Source organism: Alteromonas sp. WD8-37, from assembly GCF_055326825.1.
Map to the genome: position 1 here is coordinate 51,850 of NZ_JBUZOV010000005.1, position 24,073 is coordinate 75,922.

Sequence of the window (24,073 nt, forward strand, 5' to 3'; positions counted from 1 at the left end):
ATGATGATTCCCTGGAGAGATTATGCCGCCTTCTGAAACAGGCTGCCGGGTCGAGCAAACTCCCTTCGGCGAACATGCCGGTCAGCCAGTCACTTTGTTTACCCTGAGCAATCCGGGCGGAATGCAGGTGCAAATTATCAATTATGGCGCGATTGTGCGTGCGGTGTCTCTGCCGGATGCCGCCGGCGGGTATACCAATGTGGTGGTGGGCTATGCCAGCCTGGCAGATTATGTGGCCGATAGAGCCTGCAGCGGGGCGATTGTGGGACGCTATGCTAACCGCATCCGGCAAGGTTTTTCACTCGATCATACCTATTATCCACTGACCACCAATGAGCAGGACAATGTGCTGCACGGCGGGCCCGGCGGGCTGCATAAACAGGTGTGGCAGGCCCGGCCGTTGCATGAGGGTGATACCTGCGGTGTCCGCCTGACCACCACCAGCGCCGATGGCGACAATGGCTTTCCAGGCAATCTGACTATTGAGGCTGAGTATCGCCTCGACAGCCAGCACCGCCTGACCCTGACCCTGTCTGCCAGCACCGACCAACCCACAGTGCTCAGCCTGACCAATCACAGTTACTTTAATCTGGCCGGCCATGGAGAGGTGCTCAACCATAGCCTGCAGCTAGCCAGCGGGCACATTACCGAAGTGGATGAGACCCTCATCCCCACCGGGCGGCAACTGCCGGTGGCTGCCACTCCGTTCGATTTTCGCCAGCCCAAGCCATTGGGGCAGGACATTGACAGTGCCCACCCGCAGCTGCAACTAGGTCACGGCTACGATCATAATTTTGTATTGGCAGAAGCATGTCGGGCCGGTCAGCAGCCGGCCGCTACGCTCACTGATCCTGTCAGCCAGCGCAGCCTGCACATCTTTACTGACGCCCCAGGATTACAGCTGTATTCGGGCAATTTTTTATCTGACACCGCCGCCAGTATCAGCGGCCAGCCACATTGCGACCGCGGGGCGGTGGCGCTGGAGCCGCAGGCATTTCCTGACGCGCCCAATCAACCCGCGTTTCCATCGGCCAGGATCAGCCCCACGCAGCCTTACCAGCATACGATTTGTTATCAGTTTGGCTTTTAATGGTTAAAAAGTTACCAACAACAGGTGACTAATGCTGTAAATAAATCTTATGATGGCTGCTGGCACAGGCAGCATCCTGGCAATCAGTGCATTACTGCAGCGCCGGCCATCATCCTGATAAAAAAGACAAAGTGGTTGGGAACTTATGAATATTGAAACACTCGATTTGGCGATTTTTGTTATCTATGTCATCGCCCTGATTGGTATCGCCTGGTGGGTGTCCAGAGAAAAAGAAGGCCACACCAAAGATACCAATGATTACTTTTTGGCTGGCTCCAGCCTGCCCTGGTGGGCCATCGGTGCCTCTTTGATTGCCGCCAACATCTCTGCTGAACAAATCATTGGTATGTCCGGCTCCGGTTATCAGCTGGGCCTGGCCATTGCTTCCTACGAGTGGATGGCGGCGCTGACCCTGATCATCGTGGGTAAGTTTTTTCTGCCGATATTTTTGAAGCACAAAATTTACACCATGCCGCAGTTTTTAGAACAGCGCTACGACCATCGGGTACGCATTGTCATGGCCATCTTCTGGCTGGCGGTATATGTGTTTGTTAATCTGACCGCGGTATTGTGGCTGGGCGCGCTGGCAATCAATACCATTGCCGGGGTAGAGCTGATGCACGGCATGATTTTTCTGGCATTGTTCTCGCTGGCGTATTCGCTGTACGGCGGGCTAAAAGCGGTGGCCATGACCGATATTATCCAGGTGGTGCTACTGGTCATTGGCGGGCTGTTTTTATCCTATACGGCGCTGAATATGATCAGCGGCGGTGCTGGCGCCTGGCAGGGCTTTGTGGACATTACTCAGCGTCTGCCGGAAAAATTCGACATGATCTTAGCGCCTGACAGCCCGCATTATGATGACCTGCCGGGGATCTCGGTGCTCATCGGCGGCATGTGGATCATGAACCTGTCCTACTGGGGCTTTAACCAGTACATCATTCAGCGCACCCTGGCAGCCAAGAGCATCCACGAAGCGCAAAAAGGCATTGTGTTTGCGGCGTTTTTAAAGCTGATCATGCCGCTGATTGTGGTGCTGCCGGGCATCGCCGCCGTGATTTTATCGCCTGATTTGGATAAACCTGACCAGGCATATCCGTCATTGATGACGCTGATGCCGGTAGGCTTTAAAGGCCTTATCTTTGCCGCGTTGGTGGCCGCCATCGTGTCGTCGCTTGCCTCCATGACCAACAGTGTGTCGACCATCTTCACTATGGACCTGTACAAGGATCGTAACCCCAACAAAGATCAGCAGCATTATGTGATGGTGGGCCGGGTAGTGAGCCTGTTGTCCCTGATTATCGCCATGCTAGTGGCCAAGCCGTTACTGGGTAACTTTGACCAGGCTTTCCAGTATATTCAAGAGTTTACCGGCTTTTTCACCCCCGGTATTGTGACGCTGTTTGCGCTGGGCATGTTTTGGAAAAAAACCACTGCAACCGCCGGCCTGATGGCCGCGCTGGGGTCGTTTGTATTCAGCCTGGTGTTTTGGCTGTTCTGGCCTGAGCTGCCGTTTATCGACCGGGTGGGGCTGGTGTTTATCATGTGTACTGCGCTGGCCATCATTATTTCGGTGGTGCAGGGCCATGGCGACCATCCGCAGGCAGTGAATCTGGACGAAGTGCAGTTTGCCACCAAGCGCAGTTTTAATATCGCCTCACTGGCAGTGGCTGCTGTTCTGATTGCTTTTTACACTACCTGGTGGTGATCTCCGCCGGCCGCAATCATCTTGTCTGTGGCCGGCTGGTGCGCGCATCTTCTGGCCCAAAGGCCAGCAGACACCGGCACAAAAAACGAATACCGTAGGCAAATCAACCGGCTATTTACAGTGTGAGAATTTTCCACGCAATAGCATGAATTTTCGTTATAATAATACGCTTTGGTTCGCTTGAAGGGCCGCTAAAATTTCCGCTACCATAGCACGCTACGGCTATACAGCCTGGCAGTAACAGATTTAACAGGAGACATCGATGGCAAGTAGAGGCGTGAACAAGGTAATCCTGGTTGGAAACCTTGGAACTGATCCTGAAGTGAGATACATGCCCAATGGTAATGCCGTTGCCAACCTTAGTCTGGCCACCAGTGAAAGCTGGAAAGACCAACAAGGCCAGGTGCAGGAACGCACGGAGTGGCATCGGTTAACCATGTATCGCCGGCTGGCAGAAGTGGCTGGTGAGTATCTGAAAAAAGGTTCGCAGATTTATGTTGAAGGTAAACTGCAAACCCGTAAATGGCAGGACCAGCAAGGGCAGGATCGCTACACCACAGAAGTGATTGTTGATCAGATGCAAATGCTGGGCGGCCGCAATGAAGGCGGCAACCAGGGCGGTGGTGGTTTCCAGCGCCAGCAGCCAAATAACCCGGGCGGCTATCAGCAACAAGGCCAGGGCCAGGGTGGATACCAGCAGCAAAATCAGAATCAGGGCAACCCTAACCAGGGGGGTAACCCGAATCAAAATCAAAACCAGGGCGGACAGGGCAATAAGCCCCCAATGGCCGAGCCAGATTTTGACTTTGATGATGATATTCCGTTTTAAGGAATACCTGATTAATCCTATTTAAAAGCCGCATTTGATGCGGCTTTTTTGTATGCGATGACTCATCAAATAATTAACTGCTATTGTTTTCAGATTCCCGCCTGCCACTAAAGCTTTTCGAATTCCAATTAGCGCAATTAATGAATACGTATGCATGATGTTTAAATGTTGTGAGTAAAATGTAAATCTAATGTTTTTATTGTTCACACCTTCAGGACAAAGCTATGCGTTTACCTTACACTCATTCTCCCATGCGCCGCATGCTACTTAGTGCTCTAGTGGCCGGCTCACTGGCCTCGCCGGCTCACGCTGATGTTATTTTACACGCGTTTAACTGGCAATATGACGAAGTGGCCGCCAAGGCAGCAGAAATTGCCTCACTAGGTTACACCAAGGTGCTGGTCTCACCCGCCTACAAATCTACCGGCGACCAGTGGTGGGCCCGCTATCAACCCCAGGACTACCGGGTTATTGATAACCCGCTAGGCGATACAGACGATTTTGCTCAGATGGTGCAGGCATTGGAGTCTCAAGGGGTTGAAACCTATGCCGATATTGTGTTCAACCATATGGCAAACGAAGCGCACAAGCGGAGCGATCTCAATTATCCAGGCAGTGAAGTGCTCAACCAGTACGCGGCCAACAGCAGTTATTACAACAGTATCACCTTGTTTGGCGATGTCAGTAACGGGCTGTTCGGCGGTGGCGATTTTCACGGCACTTATGATGCCGGCGGGCCCAAGTGTATCAGTGACTACAGCAATGTAGGCGATGTCCAGTATAACCGTTTATGTGGCGCGCCACCGGATCCAGGCCTGCCGGATTTGGATAACAACAACTGGGTGGTAGAGCAGCAAAAAAGTTACCTGCGCGCACTAAAACAACTCGGGGTGTCCGGCTTTCGGGTGGATGCTGCCAAACATATGACTAATTATCATATGAATCAGGTGTTTGATGCGGGTATCAAACAGGGAATGCATATCTTTGGTGAAATCATCACCACCGGCGGCGCTGGTACGGTGGAGTACGATAACTTTTTAAGTCCGTATCTAAGCCAGACCGGCCACAGCGCCTATGATTTTCCGCTGTTTGCCCAGATCCGCAGTGCATTTAGCTACAGCGGCTCCATGGATGTACTGGTTGACCCGGGGGCTTATGGCCAGGCGCTGGCACCGGCTAAAGCCATCACTTTTAGTGTGACCCATGATATTCCGCTCAATGACGGCTTTCGCTATCAGTTGCTGGACCCCACCGACGAAACCCTGGCCAACGCGTATATCTTAGGCCGCGATGGCGGCGTACCGCTAATGTATTCGGATCATAATGAAAGTGGCGATAACCGCTGGCAGGATCTGTACAAACGCGCCGACATAGCCGGCATGATCGAATTTCACAACAGCACCCAGGGCCGTTCCATGCGGGTGCTCAACAGCAACAACTGTATCTTGCTGTTTCAGCGCGAGCATATTGGGGTAGTGGGAATTAATAAATGCGGCGACGGCCAGGATGTGTGGGTGGATACCTCAGATGCCGGGCTGTGGTGGTACCGCACCTATCAGGATACCTTGAGCGGCAATAGCCAGACCATCTCCAGCCAGTGGCATAACTTTTATGTGCCGGCGCGCAGTGCGCGCATGTGGCTGATGCAATAATCCTTGGCCAGCCTGTGCAGGGCTGGTCTGACAGTTTTGCTCACCGTCGGCTGCCCTTGGCATCTCCAGGTAGCCGGCTGGGTTTTTCTACACTAAGCTGACTGGCCTGTTTGCTGTCACGGCCGATGCCATGCGCTACGCGATTATTACCCCATTGTTAGTTATCTTATTGTATTTTTGTGCGCTGAGCTGGTGGGGTACCTCGCAACACCATTTCACCGGCTCGCCGCACAGCCTGCAGCAACAGCATGCCTCGCGCGCACTGTGGCATCCGCAGACCCCCTTCAATATTGCCTATCCTATCGAACAGGCAAAATAAGGATTTTCTAGCTGCGTTACTTACCGCTATACCATTGACCGTCAGGGGCAGGCGGAAGCGATTACTATGCTCAAGGGCGATGAGGTGTTTATGGCCGCCGGCAAACACGCCTTGCAAGCGATGCGCTGGCAGCCCACCCTGGCCAACCCGGCGCGCCAGCCTCATACTACGGAGGTACAACTAGACTGGCAGGGAGTGCCGGTGTCCACCCACTTTCGCACTCATTGCTGAACAAACTAGTATTGCCGTGCCTGGGCATACAGGCACGGCCGCGTCCTAACGGATGGAATGCAAAAAGTGCAGATGTTTTTGATAATGTTCAACGATGTCGTTGATCACCGCTTCTTCCGGCCAGCCCATGATGTCATAGTCGCGGCCACCTTCGCGCAAGTGCACTTCGGCGCGGTAATACACTTCATCGGTGTCATCGTCCTCATCGTCTAAGCCATAATTTGGGCGGTCGTAGGAAAACCGCCGCACTTCATAGTGAAAATCATAGCTGTCTTCTTTTTGCACGGTGAGCACATAGCGGCCGGCCTTGAGTTTTTCGATATTAGCTTGCACACCGTGGGTGCCCAGTTGCTTGGCCACCCGCTGCATGGCCGGATAGACCACCGAGTCGATATAGCTGATGACATTGGATTTACTGGGAAAATCCAGCATGCTGGCGAGCCGTTGTTCCCAACTGCTATGGTCACCGGCAGCAACAGTCACCGGGCTGGCGTTAAACATCAGACTTTCACGCTTGGCCACATCAACCCGCAAGGCTTTGATCAGGCCATAAGTTGCCACCAGCAAGACCACCGCAAAGGGCAGGGCGCTGGCGATGGTCATGGTTTGTAGCGCTCCCAGACCACCTACCAGCAGCAGCACGGCGGCGACCACCCCTTCGGCACTGGCCCAGAATACACGCTGCCATAACGGTGTATCATCGCTGCCGCTAGAGCACAGCATGTCTACCACCATGGAGCCCGAGTCGGAAGAGGTCACAAAAAACACAATCACCATACAGGTGCCGATAAATGACAGCACGCCGGAAAACGGAAAATTTTCTAAAAAGGCGAACAGGGAAATGGCGACGTCTTCGGAGACTGCATCGGCCAATTCGGTGACGCCCTGATTCATGATGAGATCGATGGCCGAGTTTCCAAACACTGTCATCCACAACAGGGTGAAACCGCTGGGTACAAACAATACACCCATGGCAAATTCACGGATGGTGCGACCACGCGAAACCCGGGCGATAAACAGACCGACAAACGGTGCCCAGGACATCCACCAGCCCCAGTACAGGATGGTCCAGCCGCCCAGCCAGTCGGTTTTTTCGTAGGCAAACAGGTTAAAGGTATACGACACCAGATCCGCGGCATAACTGCCGGTGTTTTGCACAAAGGTTTGTAGCAGGTATACCGTGGGGCCCAGTAGCAAAATCACCAGCAGCAAAATCACTGCCAGTCCCATATTGAGCTCAGATAGACGGCGGATCCCTTTATCCAGACCGGTGGCTACCGAGATAATGGCCAGCAGGGTAACGCTGATAATCAGGATAATCTGCATCATGGTGCCCACGGGTACATCAAACAGGTAATTAAGCCCGGAGTTGACCTGCAATACCCCATAGCCCAATGAGGTAGCTACACCAAACACAGTGCCGATCACTGCAAAAATATCCACCGCATGGCCAATAGGTCCGTAAATTTTGTCGCCAATGAGTGGGTAGAGCGCGGAGCGTAAGGTCAGTGGCAAGCCATGACGGTAGCTAAAAAACGCCAGGATCAAGGCTACAATAGCGTAGATAGCCCAGGCATGCAGGCCCCAATGAAAAAAGGTCAGTTTAAGCGCTTCACGAGCGGCTGCGACGGTTTCGCCTTCACCCAGTGGCGGGTTCATAAAATGCATTACCGGCTCCGCCACGCCAAAAAACATCAGGCCGATGCCCATGCCGGCTGAAAACAACATGGCAAACCAGGTGATATAACTATAGTCCGGGGTTGAGTGGTCCGGTCCCAGCTTTATATCACCAAAGCGTGACAAGCCTAAAAAGGCCACTGATACCAAAATGATGGCCACTGTGAGCACATAAAACCAGCTGGCATTAAACACAATGCTGCTTTGCAATTGGTTAAAAAACTCCTCTGCCCGGCTTGGCATCAGGGAGGTAAACAACACCAGAATGGCGATTAAGGAAGTGGCGGTGTAAAACACCGGTGGATTGAGTTTTCCTTGAGGTTTTCTCTCCGGCATGGGGACCCCGTTATTATCATTAAAAGTGGTGTATGGCCGGCGGATTTGTGCCAGCACGATAGATAAGTGTTTACGCTTAAAACACTGAAAAAGGGTAATTTTTGTTGAATACAACAGCGCGGGGTGATTACCCGCGCCTGATTATACCCACGGCTGAGTAGATGGCCGTTTAGCGTGGCGCTGGCGGTTGAGTGGTGCCGCGCACCATCAGGCTGGGCTCGACAATATGCCGCAACACTGCCTGCTGGTCGCCGTAAGCCTGATTGAGGATCCAGTGGGCGGCCATCTTGCCGATTTCGCGCACCGGATAGTTGACGGTGGTCAGTTTAGGCGTCAGGTAGCTGGCATAGTCAATATTATCAAAGCCCACCACCGAGATATCGGCCGGCACATTAAAGCCGTGTTCACGCAGCGCATTAATCGCGCCGGTAGCCATTTCATCATTGCCGCAAGCGACTGCGGTAAACCGGGCCTGGCGTTCGAACAAAGTGTGAATACAGGCCTCGCCCGAGGCGGCCTGGAAGTTACCTTCTACCATCAGTGCCGGATCAAACGGAATACCGGCTTCTTTAAGTGCCTGCTGGTGGCCCTCCAGTCGGTTTTGGCCATCCGCTTTAAACAGTGCGCCGGCGGCATAGGCAATCTTGGTATGACCCTGGTCAATCAGATGCCGGGTCGCCACATAGCCACCCAAACGATTGTCGAGGCTGATACAGCGCTCGCCAATGGCATCGATGTAGCGGTTCACAATCACCAGCGGTACGTTCTGACTGGTCAGTTCAATCAGATAATCATCACTGACCGCTTCCACATGCAGGATCAGGGCATCACAGCGCCGGCTGAGCAGAGCTTCGATTTCTTTTTGTTCCAATTGATCATCACTGTGGCCTGCCACTACAAACAAGTGTTTGTTGGCTTTGCGCAGCACTTCTTCAGAGCCTGCCATCATAGCCCCAAAAAAAGAACCGTGCAGTTCGGGCACTACATACCCAATGGTGTGAGTTTTATTCGATGCCAGTGAGGCGGCGATAATATTGTGCCGGTAGCCCAGCTCGGCCATGGCCTTGAGCACTTGCTGGCGGGTATTTTCCTTGACCGAGTCGGCATTATTAATCACCCTCGACACGGTTGCCGACGAAACCCCGGCGCGCTCACTGACCTGCTTTATCGTGACCATAGTTGTGTTCCAAAATCCTTGTCTAAAACCGACCGCCAACTAGCCCTGGCGGGACTGTAACTGCTGTTGAATCTGGCGCAAAGTGGCATTGTTTAATTCATAGCGACGCATCACCAGGGCCACCATTAGCGAAGCCAGCGCCGGGCCCAGGCAAAACGATGCATTGATGCCGGCGGCTATGGTGCTACTTGAGGTACCCGGCTGATAGCCGTTTAACGCCAAAAACCAGCCCGCCAGTGCGCCGCCGGTAGCCAGCCCCACCTTGATAAAAAAGACCACCACCGAATAGGTGACCCCGGTCATGCGCAGACCAGTGCGATACTCACCATAATCCACTACATCGGCAATCTTGGCCCATAACAGCGGGGTGGACATCTGAAACACCAGGCCCCAGACAAAATGGACCGCAGTGGCCAGTATGGGCGCATCAAAGGGCACGACAAAATTCACCAGGCACAGCGCTGCGCTTACAACCTGGGTGGTGATATATAAGCGGATCCGGCCGATTTTGCGACTGACATAATTGGCGCTGGCACAGCCTAAGATACTGCCCACCATCCCGGCGGTAATAAACAGGGTCACCCAGTCGGGCCGGCCCAGGGCGTACTGGACGTAATAAATTGCCATGGTATTGCGTAAGGCCACGCCGGTCACCACCAACATAGCCACCAGGCTGAGCACCCGACACTGATCATTTTGCCACAACACGGCCAGCTGTGTTTTGATTTTTGGAAAGTGGCGGCTGGCCGGCTCGGCCCTTTCACGGGTGCCGGCAAAGCAGACTAAAAACAGCAACATGCCGATACTGCCCATTACCAGCATGGTGCGTTGATACCCTAATGCAGTGTTACCCGCCCCCAACCAATGCACCATGGGTAGCATAAAGGCGGTCACCAGCAGGCCACCGAGCATGGCGAACACAAACCGGTAACCCTGGATGGAGACCCGTTCGTCAAGCCGGGTACTGAGCACCCCGCCCAGCGCCGAGTAGGGAATGTTGATGGCGGTATAGATAAGCATCAGCAAGCCGTAGGTGGCATAGGCGTAAATCAGTTTGCCGCTGTCAGACAAGCCGGCCGGTGAGGTGAATGCCAGCACACTGCACAGTGCAAAAGGTAATGCCAGCCACAGTAGATAAGGCCGGTACGACCCCCAGCGGGTGCGGGTGGCATCAGCCAACGAGCCCATCAGAGGGTCGGTAATGGCATCAATCACACGAATAATCAGGAACATGCTGCCGACCGCGGCGGCCGGTAGGCCGACCACATCGGTATAATAAAAGGTCAAAAACAGCATCACCGACTGAAAAATAAAATTACTGGCGGTGTCGCCCAGCCCGTAAGCGATTTTTTCGCGTGCTGTCAGCATGAGGTGATGAGGATCCTGGCCTGAAGAATAGTCGCTATCGTGCCCGTTTTTGCAGCATATGTTCAAGGGCTTTGGCGCTGGATTTGGTGATTCGTTGCTGAGTGGTGTAGTCCACATACACAATACCAAAGCGTTTAGTATAGCCCAGAGACCACTCAAAATTATCCAGCAGGCTCCACACAAAATAGCCGGTAATCTGCACACCCTGCGCGGCGGCTGCTTCCACAGCGTTCATATGGCTTTGCAGATAGGCAATACGTGCCGAGTCCCGCACCTCGCCCTGTTCGAGAGTATCCTCACAGGCCATGCCATTTTCGGTAATCATCACCGGGGGTAACTGATAGTCACGATGCAGCTGCACCAGTAAATCGGTCAGTCCCTGAGGGTATACTTCCCAACCCATGGCGGTGAGGGCTGCCTGGCTGGGAGGGTCGAGCAAGGTAAAATCAGTGCCATCTGCTGCCACTCGCGAGCGGGTATAATAATTAACCCCTAAAAAATCCAGCGGCGCGGCAATGATGTCCATATCACCAGGTTCAATATGGGGCTGTTGGTCGGCCGGTAATCGGGTTAGCAGGTCCGGATAGCAACCGGTGAGCAGAGGCCGGATATACCAGTCGTTATGATGGCTATGGGCCAGTGCGGTGGCTTGCTCATCGGCCGGATCGGCACTGGCAGGATAATAGGGGGTAAAGTTCAGCACAATGCCGTGGCTGGCAGCCGGCGCCAGCGCGCGTAACACCGGCATGGCCAGACCATGGGCCAGTAACAAATGATGCACCGCTTTTTTGCCGTTTTGTTTGCCCTGTTTGCCGGGCGCATGAATGCCGGCCTCATAGCCTAAATAGGCGCTGCAAAATGGTTCGTTTAGGGTGGCGTAGGAATGCACTTTATTGCCCAGGCGTGTGACTACTGCCCGTGCGTATTCCAAAAATGCCTCGGCGGTGGCTCGGTTCAGCCAGCCACCGGCATCTTCTAAATATTGCGGCAGATCCCAATGATACAGAGTGACATAGGTCTTGATATTGTGGGTGGCACAGTAATCCACAATTTGCTCGTAAAAATCCAGCCCGGCCTGGTTGATACTGCCATCGGCGTGCATCACCCGTGGCCAGCTGATGGAAAAGCGGTAGGCATCCATGTGCATGGCGCGCACCAGCTTCAAATCCTGCTGCCAGTGGTGGATATGATCGCAGGCCACATCGCCGTGACTGCCATCGGCGATGGCGCCGGGTGTGCGGCAAAAAGTGTCCCAGATGCAGGGCTCGCGGCTGTCGCGACCGCCCTCAATCTGAAAGCTCGAGGTGGCCACGCCAACAGTAAACTCAGGCGCGCTGAACAGCGGGCCTGGGGTCAGTACAGAGGTCATATCCAATGTCCATGCATGCCAGGGTCTGCCTAACGGCAGAACTGGCTAAGATAATGTTCGTGAGGAGGCAGCTTTTCCACTGTTCGGCGAATATTCAGACGGATTTGCGCCAGCAGATTTTCCAACTCCTGCCGGCTCATGGTATCCACAATCGGGTGATAGCTTTGTGGCATCAAACCCTGACCGATCATGACCTGCTGCCAGGAATCGTCAAACAATTCATTGCCTTCCCGGAACACTCGCCCGGTTTTGAGAAACAAATCAATCCGGTGGCGCAGTGAGTCAGGCACATCCATCTGCCGGCAATGGCGCCAGAACGGTGTGTCGGTACGATTGGTGACATGATAATGCAAAATGATGAAGTCGCGAATGTGCTCGATATCAAAATCAGCCTGGCGGTTAAATTCGCGAACATCCTCTTCGATTACCCCGGCTTCCGGGAACATCCGTAAAAAGCGTACAATGCCCTGCTGAATCAGGTGAATACTGGTGGATTCCAGCGGCTCTAAAAAGCCACTGGCCAGGCCCAGTGCCAGACAGTTGCGGTTCCACTGTTTGCGCCGGCGGCCGGTGCGAAAATGGATCACGCGCGGATCGTTAAGCGGCTTGCCTTCCACATTGCTAAGCAGCTGCTCAATGGTTTGGTCATCAGACTGATAGTTGCTGCAAAACACCATACCATTGCCCACCCGATGCTGCAGTGGAATGCGCCACTGCCAGCCAGCTTCGTGGGCAATGCAGCGGGTGTAGGGGATAGGCGCGCTGGTGGCTTCGGTTTGCACTGCCACCGCGCTGTCGCAGGGCAGCCAGTGGGACCAGTCTTCATAGCCGGTGTGCAGGGCTTTTTCGATGAGCAGACCATTAAAGCCGGTACAATCGATAAAAAAGTCGCCCTCGATTTTTTCGCCATTATCCAACACCAGGTGGTCGATAAAACCATCGGCCGGGCGCACATTGACCTCGCCAATTTTGGCATCAATGCGGCGCAACCCTTCTTTTTCCGCCAGTTCACGTAAAAACAGCGCATAGCGGCTGGCATCAATATGGTAAGCGTAGTTCAGGCCATTATTGGGCATGTGGGCAAATTTATTGGCCTCGGCTGCCTGGCGTTCCAGGCAATAATCACCAAAATCACCGCTGAGGCCTTCTTGCAGGCCGCGCAGCCAAAAATGCTGAAAGCCGGCTGCCCAGCAGTCTTTACCGGTTACCCCAAAGGCGTGCAGATAGCTGTGGTCGCGGTCTTTCCAGTTTTCAAAGTTGATGCCTAGTTTGAAGGTAGCGTTGGTGGCAGCCATAAATTCCTGCTCATTGAGTTTGAGCAACTTATGGAAAAACACCAGCGTCGGAATGGTGGCTTCGCCGACCCCGACCGTGCCAATTTCTGAGCTTTCGATTAGGGTCACATCCACTTTGTGCTTAAGCACCCGGGTCAGCGCGGCGGCGGCCATCCAGCCAGCGGTTCCGCCGCCGGCAATAACCACCCGGGTTTTATGTTGCGACTGCTGCATAATCTGTTGCTACCTTATTGCTTTAAATGATTTGCCAGCCAGGCCGAAAACTGCCGGACCATTTTTTCACTGGACGGGTCCAGCGGCCCGCGCAGATGAGCGGGAATATGGTCAAAGCGTTCGGCATCCTGGCTGAAAACATAATGATTAAACATGGCCTGCCAGGCCTGACGTTCTTTGTCAGGCAGCTGGCTCAGTGCCAGTAACGCGTGATACAGGGCATTTTCAGCCCGGCCCAAATAAGCCGGCGCATCACGCCACCAAAAATTTACCAGCATGTTCAGGCTGTGCTGACCTTCGATATGGTGCCACCACATGGCCGGGATAAATAACGCATCCCCAGGCTCCAGCTCAATGGTATAAGCCGCCTCCAATGCTTGTTTGAAACGTGGAAAGCGCTCAAAATCCGGCGCAGCAAAATCCACCAGGCTGACTGCCTGACCCGCCGGGGTAATATGCAGCGGGCCCACGTATAAATTTTCCACCTGCTCAGGCGGAAACAGGGTAACCCGGCGCTTGCCGGCAGTGACACAAATCAGGTTGTCGGGCACATCGTAATGCGCGGCAATCCGGCTTTTATTGCCAATCCACAGCGTGGCCAGCGGGTTGGCCTGGGTCAGGTCGATGGGGTTAGCCTCGGTAAAACCCGGCAGGCAGCTATCGATGGTGGTGGAGCCCACGTAGAGTGAATCGGCTGCTGGGTCATGCTGACGGGCCAGTAAGCTTTGCACTGCCTGCATAAAAGGCTGCTGCTGACGGCTGAAGTTGAAGCCGTCCATTTGCTTGTTGTAAAACATGCGCCCGTCAAAGCGCGCCGGCAAATGTAGGCTGGTGATGGTTTTACCGGCATCAAACCGAGCCAGATAGTCCACCAGGGCTTCGTTGGAGGTGGTGGCCGCCTGTACCACCGGCCAGTGGCTGACCAGCCCGGGCAGACTGCACGGCTGGGTTTGCGCCCGCAGCCCGGCCAACAGGCTGTCGTAGCTGTTCAGGTCAAGCGGCGCCACCGGCTGGCTCATGCTAGCTTACCGCCTTTTTTCGGCGCACCAGGCTGGCCATCTGGCTCATAGACGCCAGCATCATATACAGGGTATCTAAGTGGCCGCTGGCCAGCAGACCGGCCAGTTGCTCACCGTCTAACTGGTTCAGGCGCTCTTCATTAACCGTATAAAAGCCGCTCAAGCGGTGGGTGCCACTGTCAGGCATGTCGATATCCAGGACAAACGACTCAATCAGATTAAGCGCTTCGCAGGCAGCAATAAAATCACGGTGCGGTTGCTGGCTTTCATGCAGCGTGCTTAGCACGTTGGAAATGGTGTCGGTGTATTCGGTGGTGCCACCATGGGGTAAAAACACCGCTTCACCCTCGCTTTCGTTGACCCGCGGGTCGTCTAAATCAATGTGTACCGATAACTGCTCGGGTTGTTGATCGTTGCGGCCGATTAAAAATGGCCCTTTAGCAATGACCATGGGCTGATAGGCAGCCTGCCACTGACCATCCTGTAAAAACAAATTCTCGCCCTGTTCGAAGCCTAACAACGCCACCATCTGAAACTGGTTGTCATTGTCTTTGGCAAACAACAATGGGTAGTGGGCCTGGGCCAGACGGGCTTCAGCCGGAAATACAGGAACACACATCAGGTTCTCATTATATTGCGGGCCATGGTCCTGACGAATTTTTAAATTTTTATGCTCAACATTATTAAGCAGGGCATGCTGTGCCATGAAAACTCCTGATTAGCCGGCGTGCTGTTGCCGGTGCTGTTTAAGGGCGTTGATATAATCGCGATTGGTGGGCAGCCCGCGCAATTGCTGTTGGGTGCGCCGGGCGGTTTGCTGCAATACGCTATTAATGGGTGCACTGACCCGGTTAAGCGGCTGGTGGCCACCTTGCATACCGTATAGGATATACAGATAGCTGGCCTGCGGAAAGATCTCATCCTGATATAAAAAGTCTTGATGATTGATGCCACGGTGTTGCCATTGCGCCAGCCAGTCCTGTAACTGTTCCGATGCATGACTGCTGTCGTGCATAAATTGCCAGTAAGCGCTATCACGTCGATCGCTCAAGACATAATGCAGTTTTAAAAAATCCAGAATGCGCTGCCAGCGGGTGGCAAATATGCGGTTAAACTGGCGCGCCGCAGCGGCCATGGTGTCAGGCTGGGCCGGCAGCTGGCGGGCCAGGTGCGTGGCAGCCAGCTCAACCATGACCAGCGCTGAGGCCTCTAACGGCTCGACAAAACCGGCAGCGGTGCCGATAGCAACACAATTATGCTGCCAGGGGGCGGCGCGATAGCCCGGTGTGAAGCTGATCTTGCGAATGCTGGTTTCATCCACCGGCGCGGTAGCATCATCCTTTGCCAGATAGTCCAGCAAAGTTTGGCGGGCGGTTTCTTCGGTACAAAATGCCGAGCTGTACACGCAGCCCACGCCTTTGCGGTGGGGCAGGCCGATATCCCATAGCCAGCCATTGGCATGCGCAGTGGATAAGGTGGTCGATGCTATCGGGGTTTGCGAATCGATGTAACTGGCCTGTACAGCCAGCGCACTGTCATTACACAGCTGGTTATCCACCGGGATCAAGGGCTCGTTGTACACCTGGCCAATCAGGCGCGCAGCAAAACCGCTGCAATCCACAAAAAAATCGGCACTTAGGGTGCTGCCGGTATCAGTGGTCAGGCTACTGATGGCGCCGCTGGGTGTTTGGTTGACCTGGCTGATGTGGCCTTGTACATAATGCACGCCCAGCTTATTCAGACAGTGCTGTTTAAGTAAGTCGGCAAACTTGTGGGCATCCAGATGATAGCCATAATTGGCCACCGCAGCATAGGGTGGGGTGTGTAACTGGCGCGGGGCTTTGTGCGCCTGACATAGTGCCGGCTGGGCGGAAAACAGCTCGGCAAACGCAGCGTTGGGCTGCTGCTGATGCCACCAGCTGGCTAAATCGGTCTCAAAAAAACCGCCGGGTAAATCAAACGGATGATAATAGGTATGCTGTTCTGACCAGTCACGAAAGCAGGTGCCCTGCTTGAAGGAAGCGTCGCAGGCTAGTAAAAACTCATCTTCAGCAATACCAATTTTACGCAGGGTATCGCGCATAGTGGGCCAGGTGCCTTCGCCCACGCCTAAAATTTTCACCTGTGGCGACTCGACCACAGTGACCTGTAACGGCCGCTGACTGGTGGCCGCCAAAATAGCCGCGGTTAGCCAGCCGGCAGCACCGCCGCCCATAACCAAGACTGAGTTGACTGATGAATTTGCCTGCTGCAACGTACACTTCTCCGCTCAGGTGCCCGCCTGTGTTGTGGCTGGCCCTCACGTAATAACGCTTGATAAAAAACCGCACTTACGCAGTTGTTTATAAAGCGTTACTTAAAAGGCCCTGCTGAAAAACTCAACAGGGCCATAGTAACATGCTTATGCGTGATTAGAATGCGTAACGCAGACCAATGTTGTAACGCGGCTCCTGGTCAGCAATGTTGACCACCATGTTCGGGTGACGGGCGCGTGCGCGCTGGTATTCACCGGTCACATTGATGCCTTCAACAAATACTTCCAGTTGCTCGTTAACCTGATAACGCACATTCACGTCAATTTGGTCATAGGCTTCTACGTAGGTAGGGTTCTGGTTGCCGTTGCCATCGACGGTGGCCGCCAGGAACTCATCCCGCCAGTTCCATGCAGCACGCACTTCCCAGTTATCCATCTCGTAGAACAACACAGCATTGGCAGTATCTGACAAGCCCAACAGAACAAACTGGGTGTCTGTGCTGTAGTTGTCGTATTCAACATCGCCATCAACCATGGTGTAGTTGATTACCGTACCAAAGCCGCTGTCGCCAAACAGATGCTGTACCGCAAACTCCATGCCGTCTACTGAGCGGCTGGAATCCGAGTTCACCGGCTGCGTAATAGTGATTGGTAACAGCGGATCTTCGCCATCAATACCGACTACTTCGCCAGCGTCATTCACATAGCCCTGGTCAACAAAGTACTGACGGATGTCGCCTAGCTCAGGACCTACTGCAGCCAGTGCTTCTTCATAACGTGGACCGCCGATAGGCGTTGCGATATCAAACAGGGTATCTGTGTAGGTGGTGGTACCGATAAAATTATCTACTTTTTTATCGAAGTAGCCGATGGCCACATAGCTGCCTTCACCATAATAGAACTCGGTAGAGATATCGATGTTAGTCGACTCGAACGGCTCCAGGTTCGGGTTACCGGCCTGGCCAGTACCACCGTTGAAGCGAGCCAGCTGGTTCACCGTCAGACCACCCTGGATGTCGCCATAACCAGGACGGGTAATAGTTTTGCTATAAGACGCTCGTACAAACCAGTCTTCTACCACTTCCAGTTTGAAGTCGACAGAAGGCAGGAAGTGATCATAGCCGCCATCTAAGCTGGTAAATGTAAATTCACCTGGGACCAGACCAAATTCGTTGGCACCATCCCAACGCAGGTACGAGATATCAGGCACCTGAGCAGTAGAGTCAACGGTGGTATCTTCATAGCGTAAGCCCACAGATAACCAGGCTGGCATATTACCGATATCAAACTGCATATTGGCTTGCGCATAAGCAGCCCACTGTTCTTCTGTTACCCGACGGTCAGTCTGGAAGTTAGGATCCATACACAATACCGTACCGCACGGGCTGATGGTCTCGCCATTGGCGGCAGCAATTGAAGAGATAGCATCAATCAGATCGCCCATGTTAGAGGCATAATAGAACGGTTCCATATCGGCGCCGTTGCTACCCAGGGTATCGTCAAAGCGGCCTGGCAGGTCTTGTTGCAGGAAGATATCATCTGGATAATCTTCCGGTGAGCCGTAACCACCCCAGGTATCACGCTGCGCTACAGAGTACGCTGAACGGTTCTGCACTTCGATGGCAGACAAGCCGAAGTCGATGCTGGTGACGATGCCTTCATCCAAGTAGTAGTTACCGCGGAATTGAACCTGGTCGATTTCCGACTTCATGAAGCTGTTACGGAAAGAGGTACCCGAGGTCATCATGCGTGCCGGATCCAAACCACTTACGCCATCGGCGTAAGATATATCCATCACCGGCAGGTCTTGTGAATAATCCACTTCAGTCAACACACGGTCGAACTGAACCGCACTGATCACGTTGTTAGAACCTAAATCGTTCTCAGGACCGGCTTCGGCAGTTGAATGGTGATAATCCAGTTCCAGGGTCAGATTATCGGTGGCGATCCACTCGAGGTTGAAACCTAATGATTTATTTTCGTTGGTAACCGTGTAATCACTGGTGCCTAAGCCTACATCACAGCAGGTAGCGTCAGCATAAATAACAGGGCCCATGATAGAACCTGGCTGGTTAGTGCCTTCAGTGTATTCACCAAATGCTGGTACGCCATTAAACCAGGTCGACAGCTGCTGACGCATGGTGTGCGTTTCCAGCTCTGAATAAGTGTAATCCAGGGTAGCTGTCAGGTCGTCCATCGGGCGGTATTGCAAGGTCAGCTGACCATTAGTCCGGGTCCGGCGAATTTCATCAAAGTTGTACGCCAGGTTACGTGGTACCGCATACAGGTCGTTTTCACCGGGAATATTAGTGAAGCTGCCATCGCGAGGTAATGAACCCCAGTCACCGCCATCTCCGCGGATGGTGTACCAGCCGTTACCGGTTTCAGCCACAGCAGCACCGCTGTCACGCTCCTGGTAAGAACCGATGATTTGCACACCAAAGGTGTCATCGGCAAAGGTTTGGCTGTAGATACCCGACACTTCTGGTGTAATGCTGTCACCGGTTTCGGTAGAGTTATCAATCACGCCTTTAACACCCACGCTGGCTTTAACACCAGGGTTGCTCAGAGGCTTGGCAGTGACCAGGTTAACTGTTGAACCGATACCACCGGTAGGTTGTGAGGCCAGGCTAGTTTTATACACTTCAACCGCCGACACACCTTCAGAAGCCAGGTTGGCAAAATCAAAAGAACGTGAAGAAGAGGCGCTGGTGGCTTCGATATTAGCAGCCGGCATCTGACGACCATTCAGGGTCACCAGGTTATAGTCCGGGCCAAAGCCACGCACAGTAATGCGGCTACCTTCACCGTTTGAACGGTCGATGGCCACACCAGTAATACGTTGTAATGATTCCGCTAAGTTAGTGTCCGGAAATTTACCGATATCTTCAGCGGAGATTGCATCGACCACACCGGAAGCGGCTTTTTTGGTCAGCATCGATTTAGTCAGACTCTCACGGATGCCACTCACTTCGATAACTTCAAAGTTACCGGCCTGCATTTCCTGTTCGTCTGTCTGAGCTTCCTGTGCCAGCACTTGCTGAGACAGAACAGCACTCATCGCCAGCGACAAGCAGGTCGCCAGGCGTGTTTTGTTAAATGTTGTTGGTTTCATGTATTTCCCCAGCCTAATTATCGACATCCGCATGGTGTAAGCGCTTACAAAAGTTGGGCTGATGCAACCGCTTACCGGTTCCGTGTTCTATGTAATCGAGAGTGACAAGACAACATCATCATGCTCGGTACAAATTGTTGCGGATACGGGTAAAAGAAAGCGCTTACAAATAGTCGGAAACTTCCTGTAAGCGCTTTCAGCGTAATGTACGAATATCGAACTTGTAATGCAAGTGTTTTTAACTTGTTAATCAAAAAATCACCAGTTGCATTTTTTAACGTTTGTGTAAATTATCATCAAGAATGCACCACCGAAAACGGCATATAGCCAATCCCGGCGGGCTGCGAAACAGTATAGAAAACAAACAGCAAAAGCCCCAAATAAATACAAAATTATTTATAGATAGGCAGTGCCAAACCCAGTTGCAGGCCGTTGTCAGCCTGTAAAATTTAAAATGTAAGCGCTTGCATTTTGTTGTTGCCGCTCTATACTGCCCAACAAGCTATTAACAAGTAAATCGTATCCTGATTTGGTTAAAACTTTGTAAGTGATTGCCAAGTCAGTTTTTTTTACCCTTTTATAGGTGCCATTCTATGAGTCAACCGGCGCAGGCTGTTAACGCAGAACAGCCCTCAACCTCGCAATTTGCCTTGTGGGCGCTGACCTCACTGTTTTTCATGTGGGGCTTTATCACCGCCATGAATGATATTCTCATTCCGCATCTTAAATCGCTGTTTTCACTAAGCTATACCAAGGCGATGCTGGTCCAGTTCTGTTTTTTTGGGGCTTATTTTCTGGTGTCGTTACCGGCCGGTAGACTGGTTGGCCGAATCGGCTACCAAAAAGGCATCGCAGTTGGGCTGTTAACCGCCGCGGTAGGGTGTGTGATGTTTATTCCTTCTGCCTACATGACCCAATACTGGATGTTTTTAACCTCCTTATTTGTACTGGCCTCAGGGGTGACGATTTTGCAGGTGGCAGCCAACCCGCTGGTAACGGTGATGGGTGACCCGGATACCGCTTCCAGCCGACTGACCATGACTCAGGGTTTTAATTCTTTAGGTACCACGGTGGCGCCAATTGTTGGTGGCATGTTGCTGTTTTCTTCTCATGAAGGTATGGAAAGCCAGGTGCGCGCGGATTCGGTCGTTCTGCCTTATCTTTCCTTAGCCGCAGTCTTGCTGGTGATGGCGGTTGTCATGGTAAAAATTGCCATGCCCAAGCCGCGCGAAGATGATGTAGATCTGGCCACATCCACCGACAGCTCGGTATTAAAACACCGTCATCTGGCCTTAGGGGTCATTGGTCTGTTTACCTATGTGGGTGCAGAAGTCGCCATCGGCAGCTTTTTGGTTAATTATTTAGGCTTAACCAGCGTGATGGGTATGACCGAAGCGCAAGCTTCCAAATACATTGCGTATTACTGGGGCGGCGCCATGGTTGGTCGCTTTATCGGTGCGGTGATCATGCAAAAAGTGGATCCGGGCAAATTGCTGGCGTTCAACAGTTTTGCATCTTGTGCGCTAATAGTTTTGTCGGTGACCAGCAGCGGCCCGGTGGCCATGTGGACCATCCTGGCGGTTGGCCTATGTAACTCAATCATGTTCCCAACCATCTTCAGCCTGGCGCTGAAAGGGTTGGGCAGCCAGGCAGCCCAGGGTTCGGGCATGCTGTGTCTGGCCATTGTTGGTGGTGCCATTGTGCCACTGGTTCAGGGGGCCCTGGCTGATGCATTCGGCCTGCAGCTTTCGTTCTTATTGCCGGTGATTTGTTATTTGTACATTGCCTATTATGGCGTGATTGGCTCGGTGCCGGTACAAAGCAAGGAGAAACATTCATGAAGCCGATGTTAAAACATTCCCTTAGCGTGCTTACCGCAGCGCTGTTGGTGGCCGGGTGTCAGCAAAATGAAGCTGATACTGCGAACACGGAAAGCGCCGAGCAGACGCGCAGCCTGCCGCCGGCCGCCGATGCCAGTGTGCCGGATTTCTGGCCGCGGATTAAGCAGGCCACAGCCAATGATGATGCTGTAGAAAAACGGGTGGATGCGCTGCTGGCCGAGATGACCCTGGAGCAAAAAGTTGCCCAGATCATGCAGCCGGAAATCCGTGATGTGACCGTCGAAGACATGCGCAAATACGGCTTTGGCTCTTACCTTAACGGTGGCGGTTCGTTCCCCAATGGCAACAAGCAGGCCACCATGGAAGACTGGGTAGAGCTGGCTGAGAAAATGTATCAGGCTTCGGTGGATGACTCACTGGATGGCAGTACCATTCCGACCATGTGGGGCACTGATGCCGTGCACGGTCATAACAATGTGATTGGCGCGACCCTGTTCCCGCACAATATCGGCTTAGGCGCCATGCACGATCCTGAAGTGGTGGAACGCATTGCGGCGGCCACCGCCAAAGAAGTGCGGGCCACCGGTATTGACTGGATTTTTGCCCCGACTGTGGCCACCGCCCGCGATGACCGCTGGGGCCGTACCTATGAATCTTATTCTGAAGATCCGGCCATTGTAGGCGATTATGCTCGCGCCATTGTGACCGGCCTGCAAGGCGATATCAGCGATGGCAATATCGATGATAAGCATGTGATCAGCACCGTAAAACATTTTGTTGGCGATGGCGGCACCGACGGCGGTGACGACCAGGGCAATAATCTGGCTGATGAAGAAACCCTGTATCGCATTCATGCCCAGGGCTATGTGCATGGCCTAAATGCCGGTGCCCAGTCAGTGATGGCGTCGTTTAACAGCTGGCACGGCAAAAAAATTCATGGCAGCAAATATCTCCTGACCAATGTGTTAAAAGAAAAAATGGGCTTTGACGGCTTTGTGGTTGGCGACTGGAATGGCCATGGCCAGATTGCCGGCTGTACCAATGAAAGCTGCCCGCAGGCCATCAATGCTGGCCTGGATGTATACATGGTGCCCACCGGTGCCTGGAAGCCATTGTTTGAAAATACCGTGGCTCAGGTTAAAAGCGGTGAGATCCCAATGGAACGCCTGAACGACGCTGTGCGTCGCGTGCTGCGTGTAAAACAGCGGGTAGGCCTGTTTGATTTGCCGTCGCCAGCCAAGCGTGCCTTGTCCGCCAAAGCCGAGCTTATTGGTGCGCCAGAGCATCGTGAGATTGCCCGCGAAGCTGTGCGTAAATCATTGGTAATGCTGAAAAACCAGGACAATCTGTTACCGCTGGCACCTGACAGCAAAGTACTGGTGGCCGGTGATGCTGCGCACAATATTGGCAAGCAATCCGGTGGCTGGACCATTACCTGGCAGGGTACCGGTAACCAAAACAGTGATTTTCCTGGCGCGACCTCTATTTTTGAAGGCATCGAACAGGCGGTAAGTGAGGCCGGCGGCCAGGCTGTGTTATCAGAAGATGGCAGCTTTGAACAAAAACCGGATGTGGCCATTGTCGTGTTTGGTGAAAACCCGTATGCCGAGGGCAACGGTGATTTGTCGAACCTGGAATATCAGCGTGGCGATAAGACCGACCTGGCGCTGCTGAAATCTTTGCAAGAGCAGGGGATCCCGGTGGTTTCGGTATTTATTACTGGCCGTCCGCTGTGGACTAACCCCGAAATCAATGCCAGTGATGCCTTTGTGGTGGCCTGGTTGCCTGGCTCTGAAGGTCAGGGTGTGGCTGATGTGCTGTTTACTGACAGCGACGGTAATGTTGAGTATCCGATGCAGGGTAAGTTGTCCTTCTCATGGCCGGCCACGCCGACCCAGACAGTCAATAAAGGTGATGGCCAGACTGCACAGTTTGCCTATGGCTATGGCCTGGCCTATGGTGACGAAGATCCCATCAGCGAAGACTTGTCAGAAGCTGCCGGCGCCGATGCCAGCCTGGTATTGCCGCACGATATTTTTGTGCGCAATATTCAAAAGCCCTGGCATTTAGAAGTGCAGGATGCCGCCGGTACTACGGTAATGACCAGCAACACGCTGACCACTGACGCGGTAGCGGTACGCACCACAGACCGTAATGTGCAGGAAGACACCCTGGCCATCGAGTTTAATCAGTCAGCCAGCGTGCGCTTTGCTGCGCAGTTCCCTGAAGATCTGCGTGACTATGTGGGCGACGATGCGGCGCTGGTGATGGATGTGCAATTAGCCAGCAGTGCTGCGCCATTAAGTGTAGGCGTGAAGTGCGGTGGCGATTGTCAGGGGCAGGTGGCACTGGCCGATTACGCTTCCGCGACCACCGACTGGCAAACTGTGGTCATTCCTACCAGCTGTCTGACCCAGGCCGGCGCAGCATTTAACGAGGTGTTCTCGGTGTTTGGTTTAACAGCCAGTGAGGCAGTTAGCCTGAAGATCTCAGATGTGCGCTTAGAGCCGCAGGTGGATAACCCGCCGGCTTGCGCCGCCAACTAAGAGTGATAGACAAAGCCCCGCGCCAGCGGGGCTT

The 24,073-nt window shown here is 53.3% G+C and carries 17 protein-coding genes; 8 read left to right on the forward strand and 9 right to left on the reverse strand.

Annotation, left to right across the window (positions count from 1 at the left end; all coding sequences use genetic code 11):
- Nucleotides 1-22 precede the first annotated feature (22 nt).
- From ACTUJZ_RS12315 to ACTUJZ_RS12340, 6 genes are all read left to right on the forward strand, one after another.
- Complete coding sequence (locus tag ACTUJZ_RS12315) at nt 23-1,090, forward strand: aldose epimerase family protein (protein ID WP_463636627.1); 1,068 nt, start codon at nt 23-25, stop codon at nt 1,088-1,090.
- 145 nt (nt 1,091-1,235) lie between these two features.
- Nucleotides 1,236-2,798, forward strand: a complete 1,563-nt coding sequence (locus ACTUJZ_RS12320; RefSeq protein ID WP_463636628.1) for a sodium/sugar symporter — start codon at nt 1,236-1,238, stop codon at nt 2,796-2,798.
- 262 nt (nt 2,799-3,060) lie between these two features.
- Entirely contained in the window at nt 3,061-3,627 is a 567-nt protein-coding gene (ssb, locus tag ACTUJZ_RS12325) for a single-stranded DNA-binding protein (RefSeq protein WP_463636629.1), read from the forward strand.
- Between the two features lie 251 nt (nt 3,628-3,878).
- Complete coding sequence (locus ACTUJZ_RS12330; protein WP_463636763.1) at nt 3,879-5,279, forward strand: alpha-amylase family protein; 1,401 nt, start codon at nt 3,879-3,881, stop codon at nt 5,277-5,279.
- Nucleotides 5,280-5,409: 130 nt separating this feature from the next.
- Nucleotides 5,410-5,598, forward strand: a complete 189-nt coding sequence (locus ACTUJZ_RS12335) for a hypothetical protein (RefSeq protein ID WP_463636630.1) — start codon at nt 5,410-5,412, stop codon at nt 5,596-5,598.
- Nucleotides 5,599-5,664: 66 nt separating this feature from the next.
- Nucleotides 5,665-5,829, forward strand: coding sequence for a hypothetical protein (locus tag ACTUJZ_RS12340; protein ID WP_463636631.1), 165 nt, complete (start codon nt 5,665-5,667; stop codon nt 5,827-5,829).
- A 45-nt stretch (nt 5,830-5,874) separates the two neighbouring features.
- Here ACTUJZ_RS12340 and ACTUJZ_RS12345 read toward each other — a convergent pair whose 3' ends face one another.
- From ACTUJZ_RS12345 to ACTUJZ_RS12385, 9 genes are all read right to left on the reverse strand, one after another.
- Nucleotides 5,875-7,842 (reverse strand): BCCT family transporter, encoded by a 1,968-nt coding sequence (locus ACTUJZ_RS12345; protein ID WP_463636632.1) that lies wholly within the window; start codon nt 7,840-7,842, stop codon nt 5,875-5,877.
- A gap of 169 nt (nt 7,843-8,011) precedes the next feature.
- The gene (locus ACTUJZ_RS12350) at nt 8,012-9,019 is read right to left on the reverse strand and encodes a LacI family DNA-binding transcriptional regulator (RefSeq protein WP_463636633.1); all 1,008 of its coding nucleotides are present in this window, start codon (nt 9,017-9,019) and stop codon (nt 8,012-8,014) included.
- A 39-nt stretch (nt 9,020-9,058) separates the two neighbouring features.
- The gene (locus ACTUJZ_RS12355; protein WP_463636634.1) at nt 9,059-10,387 is read right to left on the reverse strand and encodes a glycoside-pentoside-hexuronide (GPH):cation symporter; all 1,329 of its coding nucleotides are present in this window, start codon (nt 10,385-10,387) and stop codon (nt 9,059-9,061) included.
- A gap of 34 nt (nt 10,388-10,421) precedes the next feature.
- Nucleotides 10,422-11,756 (reverse strand): GH1 family beta-glucosidase, encoded by a 1,335-nt coding sequence (locus tag ACTUJZ_RS12360; protein ID WP_463636635.1) that lies wholly within the window; start codon nt 11,754-11,756, stop codon nt 10,422-10,424.
- A 29-nt stretch (nt 11,757-11,785) separates the two neighbouring features.
- Complete coding sequence (locus ACTUJZ_RS12365) at nt 11,786-13,264, reverse strand: tryptophan halogenase family protein (RefSeq protein WP_463636636.1); 1,479 nt, start codon at nt 13,262-13,264, stop codon at nt 11,786-11,788.
- 14 nt (nt 13,265-13,278) lie between these two features.
- Entirely contained in the window at nt 13,279-14,283 is a 1,005-nt protein-coding gene (locus tag ACTUJZ_RS12370; protein ID WP_463636637.1) for a cupin-like domain-containing protein, read from the reverse strand.
- Between the two features lies 1 nt (nt 14,284).
- Nucleotides 14,285-14,989, reverse strand: a complete 705-nt coding sequence (locus ACTUJZ_RS12375; RefSeq protein ID WP_463636638.1) for a SapC family protein — start codon at nt 14,987-14,989, stop codon at nt 14,285-14,287.
- A gap of 12 nt (nt 14,990-15,001) precedes the next feature.
- Nucleotides 15,002-16,537: a tryptophan halogenase family protein gene (locus ACTUJZ_RS12380; RefSeq protein ID WP_463636639.1), complete on the reverse strand. Its 1,536-nt coding sequence runs from the start codon at nt 16,535-16,537 to the stop codon at nt 15,002-15,004.
- Nucleotides 16,538-16,694: 157 nt separating this feature from the next.
- On the reverse strand, nt 16,695-19,652 hold the full coding sequence (locus ACTUJZ_RS12385) for a TonB-dependent receptor (protein ID WP_463636640.1): 2,958 nt from the start codon (nt 19,650-19,652) through the stop codon (nt 16,695-16,697).
- Nucleotides 19,653-20,245: 593 nt separating this feature from the next.
- Here ACTUJZ_RS12385 and ACTUJZ_RS12390 point away from each other — a divergent pair.
- Entirely contained in the window at nt 20,246-21,493 is a 1,248-nt protein-coding gene (locus ACTUJZ_RS12390) for a sugar MFS transporter (RefSeq protein WP_463636641.1), read from the forward strand.
- The gene (locus ACTUJZ_RS12395; RefSeq protein ID WP_463636642.1) at nt 21,490-24,039 is read left to right on the forward strand and encodes a glycoside hydrolase family 3 protein; all 2,550 of its coding nucleotides are present in this window, start codon (nt 21,490-21,492) and stop codon (nt 24,037-24,039) included. The genes ACTUJZ_RS12390 and ACTUJZ_RS12395 overlap by 4 nt, the downstream gene beginning before the upstream one ends.
- The last annotated feature ends 34 nt before the right edge of the window (nt 24,040-24,073 follow it).

Excerpts from the sequence above, each read along its gene's own strand:
- ACTUJZ_RS12315 (WP_463636627.1), top strand. The coding sequence starts at position 23 with ATGCCGCCTTCTGAAACAGGCTGCCGGGTCGAGCAAACTCCCTTCGGC.
- ACTUJZ_RS12320 (WP_463636628.1), top strand. The coding sequence starts at position 1,236 with ATGAATATTGAAACACTCGATTTGGCGATTTTTGTTATCTATGTCATC.
- ssb (WP_463636629.1), top strand. The coding sequence starts at position 3,061 with ATGGCAAGTAGAGGCGTGAACAAGGTAATCCTGGTTGGAAACCTTGGA.
- ACTUJZ_RS12330 (WP_463636763.1), top strand. The coding sequence starts at position 3,879 with ATGCGCCGCATGCTACTTAGTGCTCTAGTGGCCGGCTCACTGGCCTCG.
- ACTUJZ_RS12335 (WP_463636630.1), top strand. The coding sequence starts at position 5,410 with ATGCGCTACGCGATTATTACCCCATTGTTAGTTATCTTATTGTATTTT.
- ACTUJZ_RS12340 (WP_463636631.1), top strand. The coding sequence starts at position 5,665 with ATGCTCAAGGGCGATGAGGTGTTTATGGCCGCCGGCAAACACGCCTTG.
- ACTUJZ_RS12345 (WP_463636632.1), bottom strand. The coding sequence starts at position 7,842 with ATGCCGGAGAGAAAACCTCAAGGAAAACTCAATCCACCGGTGTTTTAC.
- ACTUJZ_RS12350 (WP_463636633.1), bottom strand. The coding sequence starts at position 9,019 with ATGGTCACGATAAAGCAGGTCAGTGAGCGCGCCGGGGTTTCGTCGGCA.
- ACTUJZ_RS12355 (WP_463636634.1), bottom strand. The coding sequence starts at position 10,387 with ATGCTGACAGCACGCGAAAAAATCGCTTACGGGCTGGGCGACACCGCC.
- ACTUJZ_RS12360 (WP_463636635.1), bottom strand. The coding sequence starts at position 11,756 with ATGACCTCTGTACTGACCCCAGGCCCGCTGTTCAGCGCGCCTGAGTTT.
- ACTUJZ_RS12365 (WP_463636636.1), bottom strand. The coding sequence starts at position 13,264 with ATGCAGCAGTCGCAACATAAAACCCGGGTGGTTATTGCCGGCGGCGGA.
- ACTUJZ_RS12370 (WP_463636637.1), bottom strand. The coding sequence starts at position 14,283 with ATGAGCCAGCCGGTGGCGCCGCTTGACCTGAACAGCTACGACAGCCTG.
- ACTUJZ_RS12375 (WP_463636638.1), bottom strand. The coding sequence starts at position 14,989 with ATGGCACAGCATGCCCTGCTTAATAATGTTGAGCATAAAAATTTAAAA.
- ACTUJZ_RS12385 (WP_463636640.1), bottom strand. The coding sequence starts at position 19,652 with ATGAAACCAACAACATTTAACAAAACACGCCTGGCGACCTGCTTGTCG.
- ACTUJZ_RS12390 (WP_463636641.1), top strand. The coding sequence starts at position 20,246 with ATGAGTCAACCGGCGCAGGCTGTTAACGCAGAACAGCCCTCAACCTCG.
- ACTUJZ_RS12395 (WP_463636642.1), top strand. The coding sequence starts at position 21,490 with ATGAAGCCGATGTTAAAACATTCCCTTAGCGTGCTTACCGCAGCGCTG.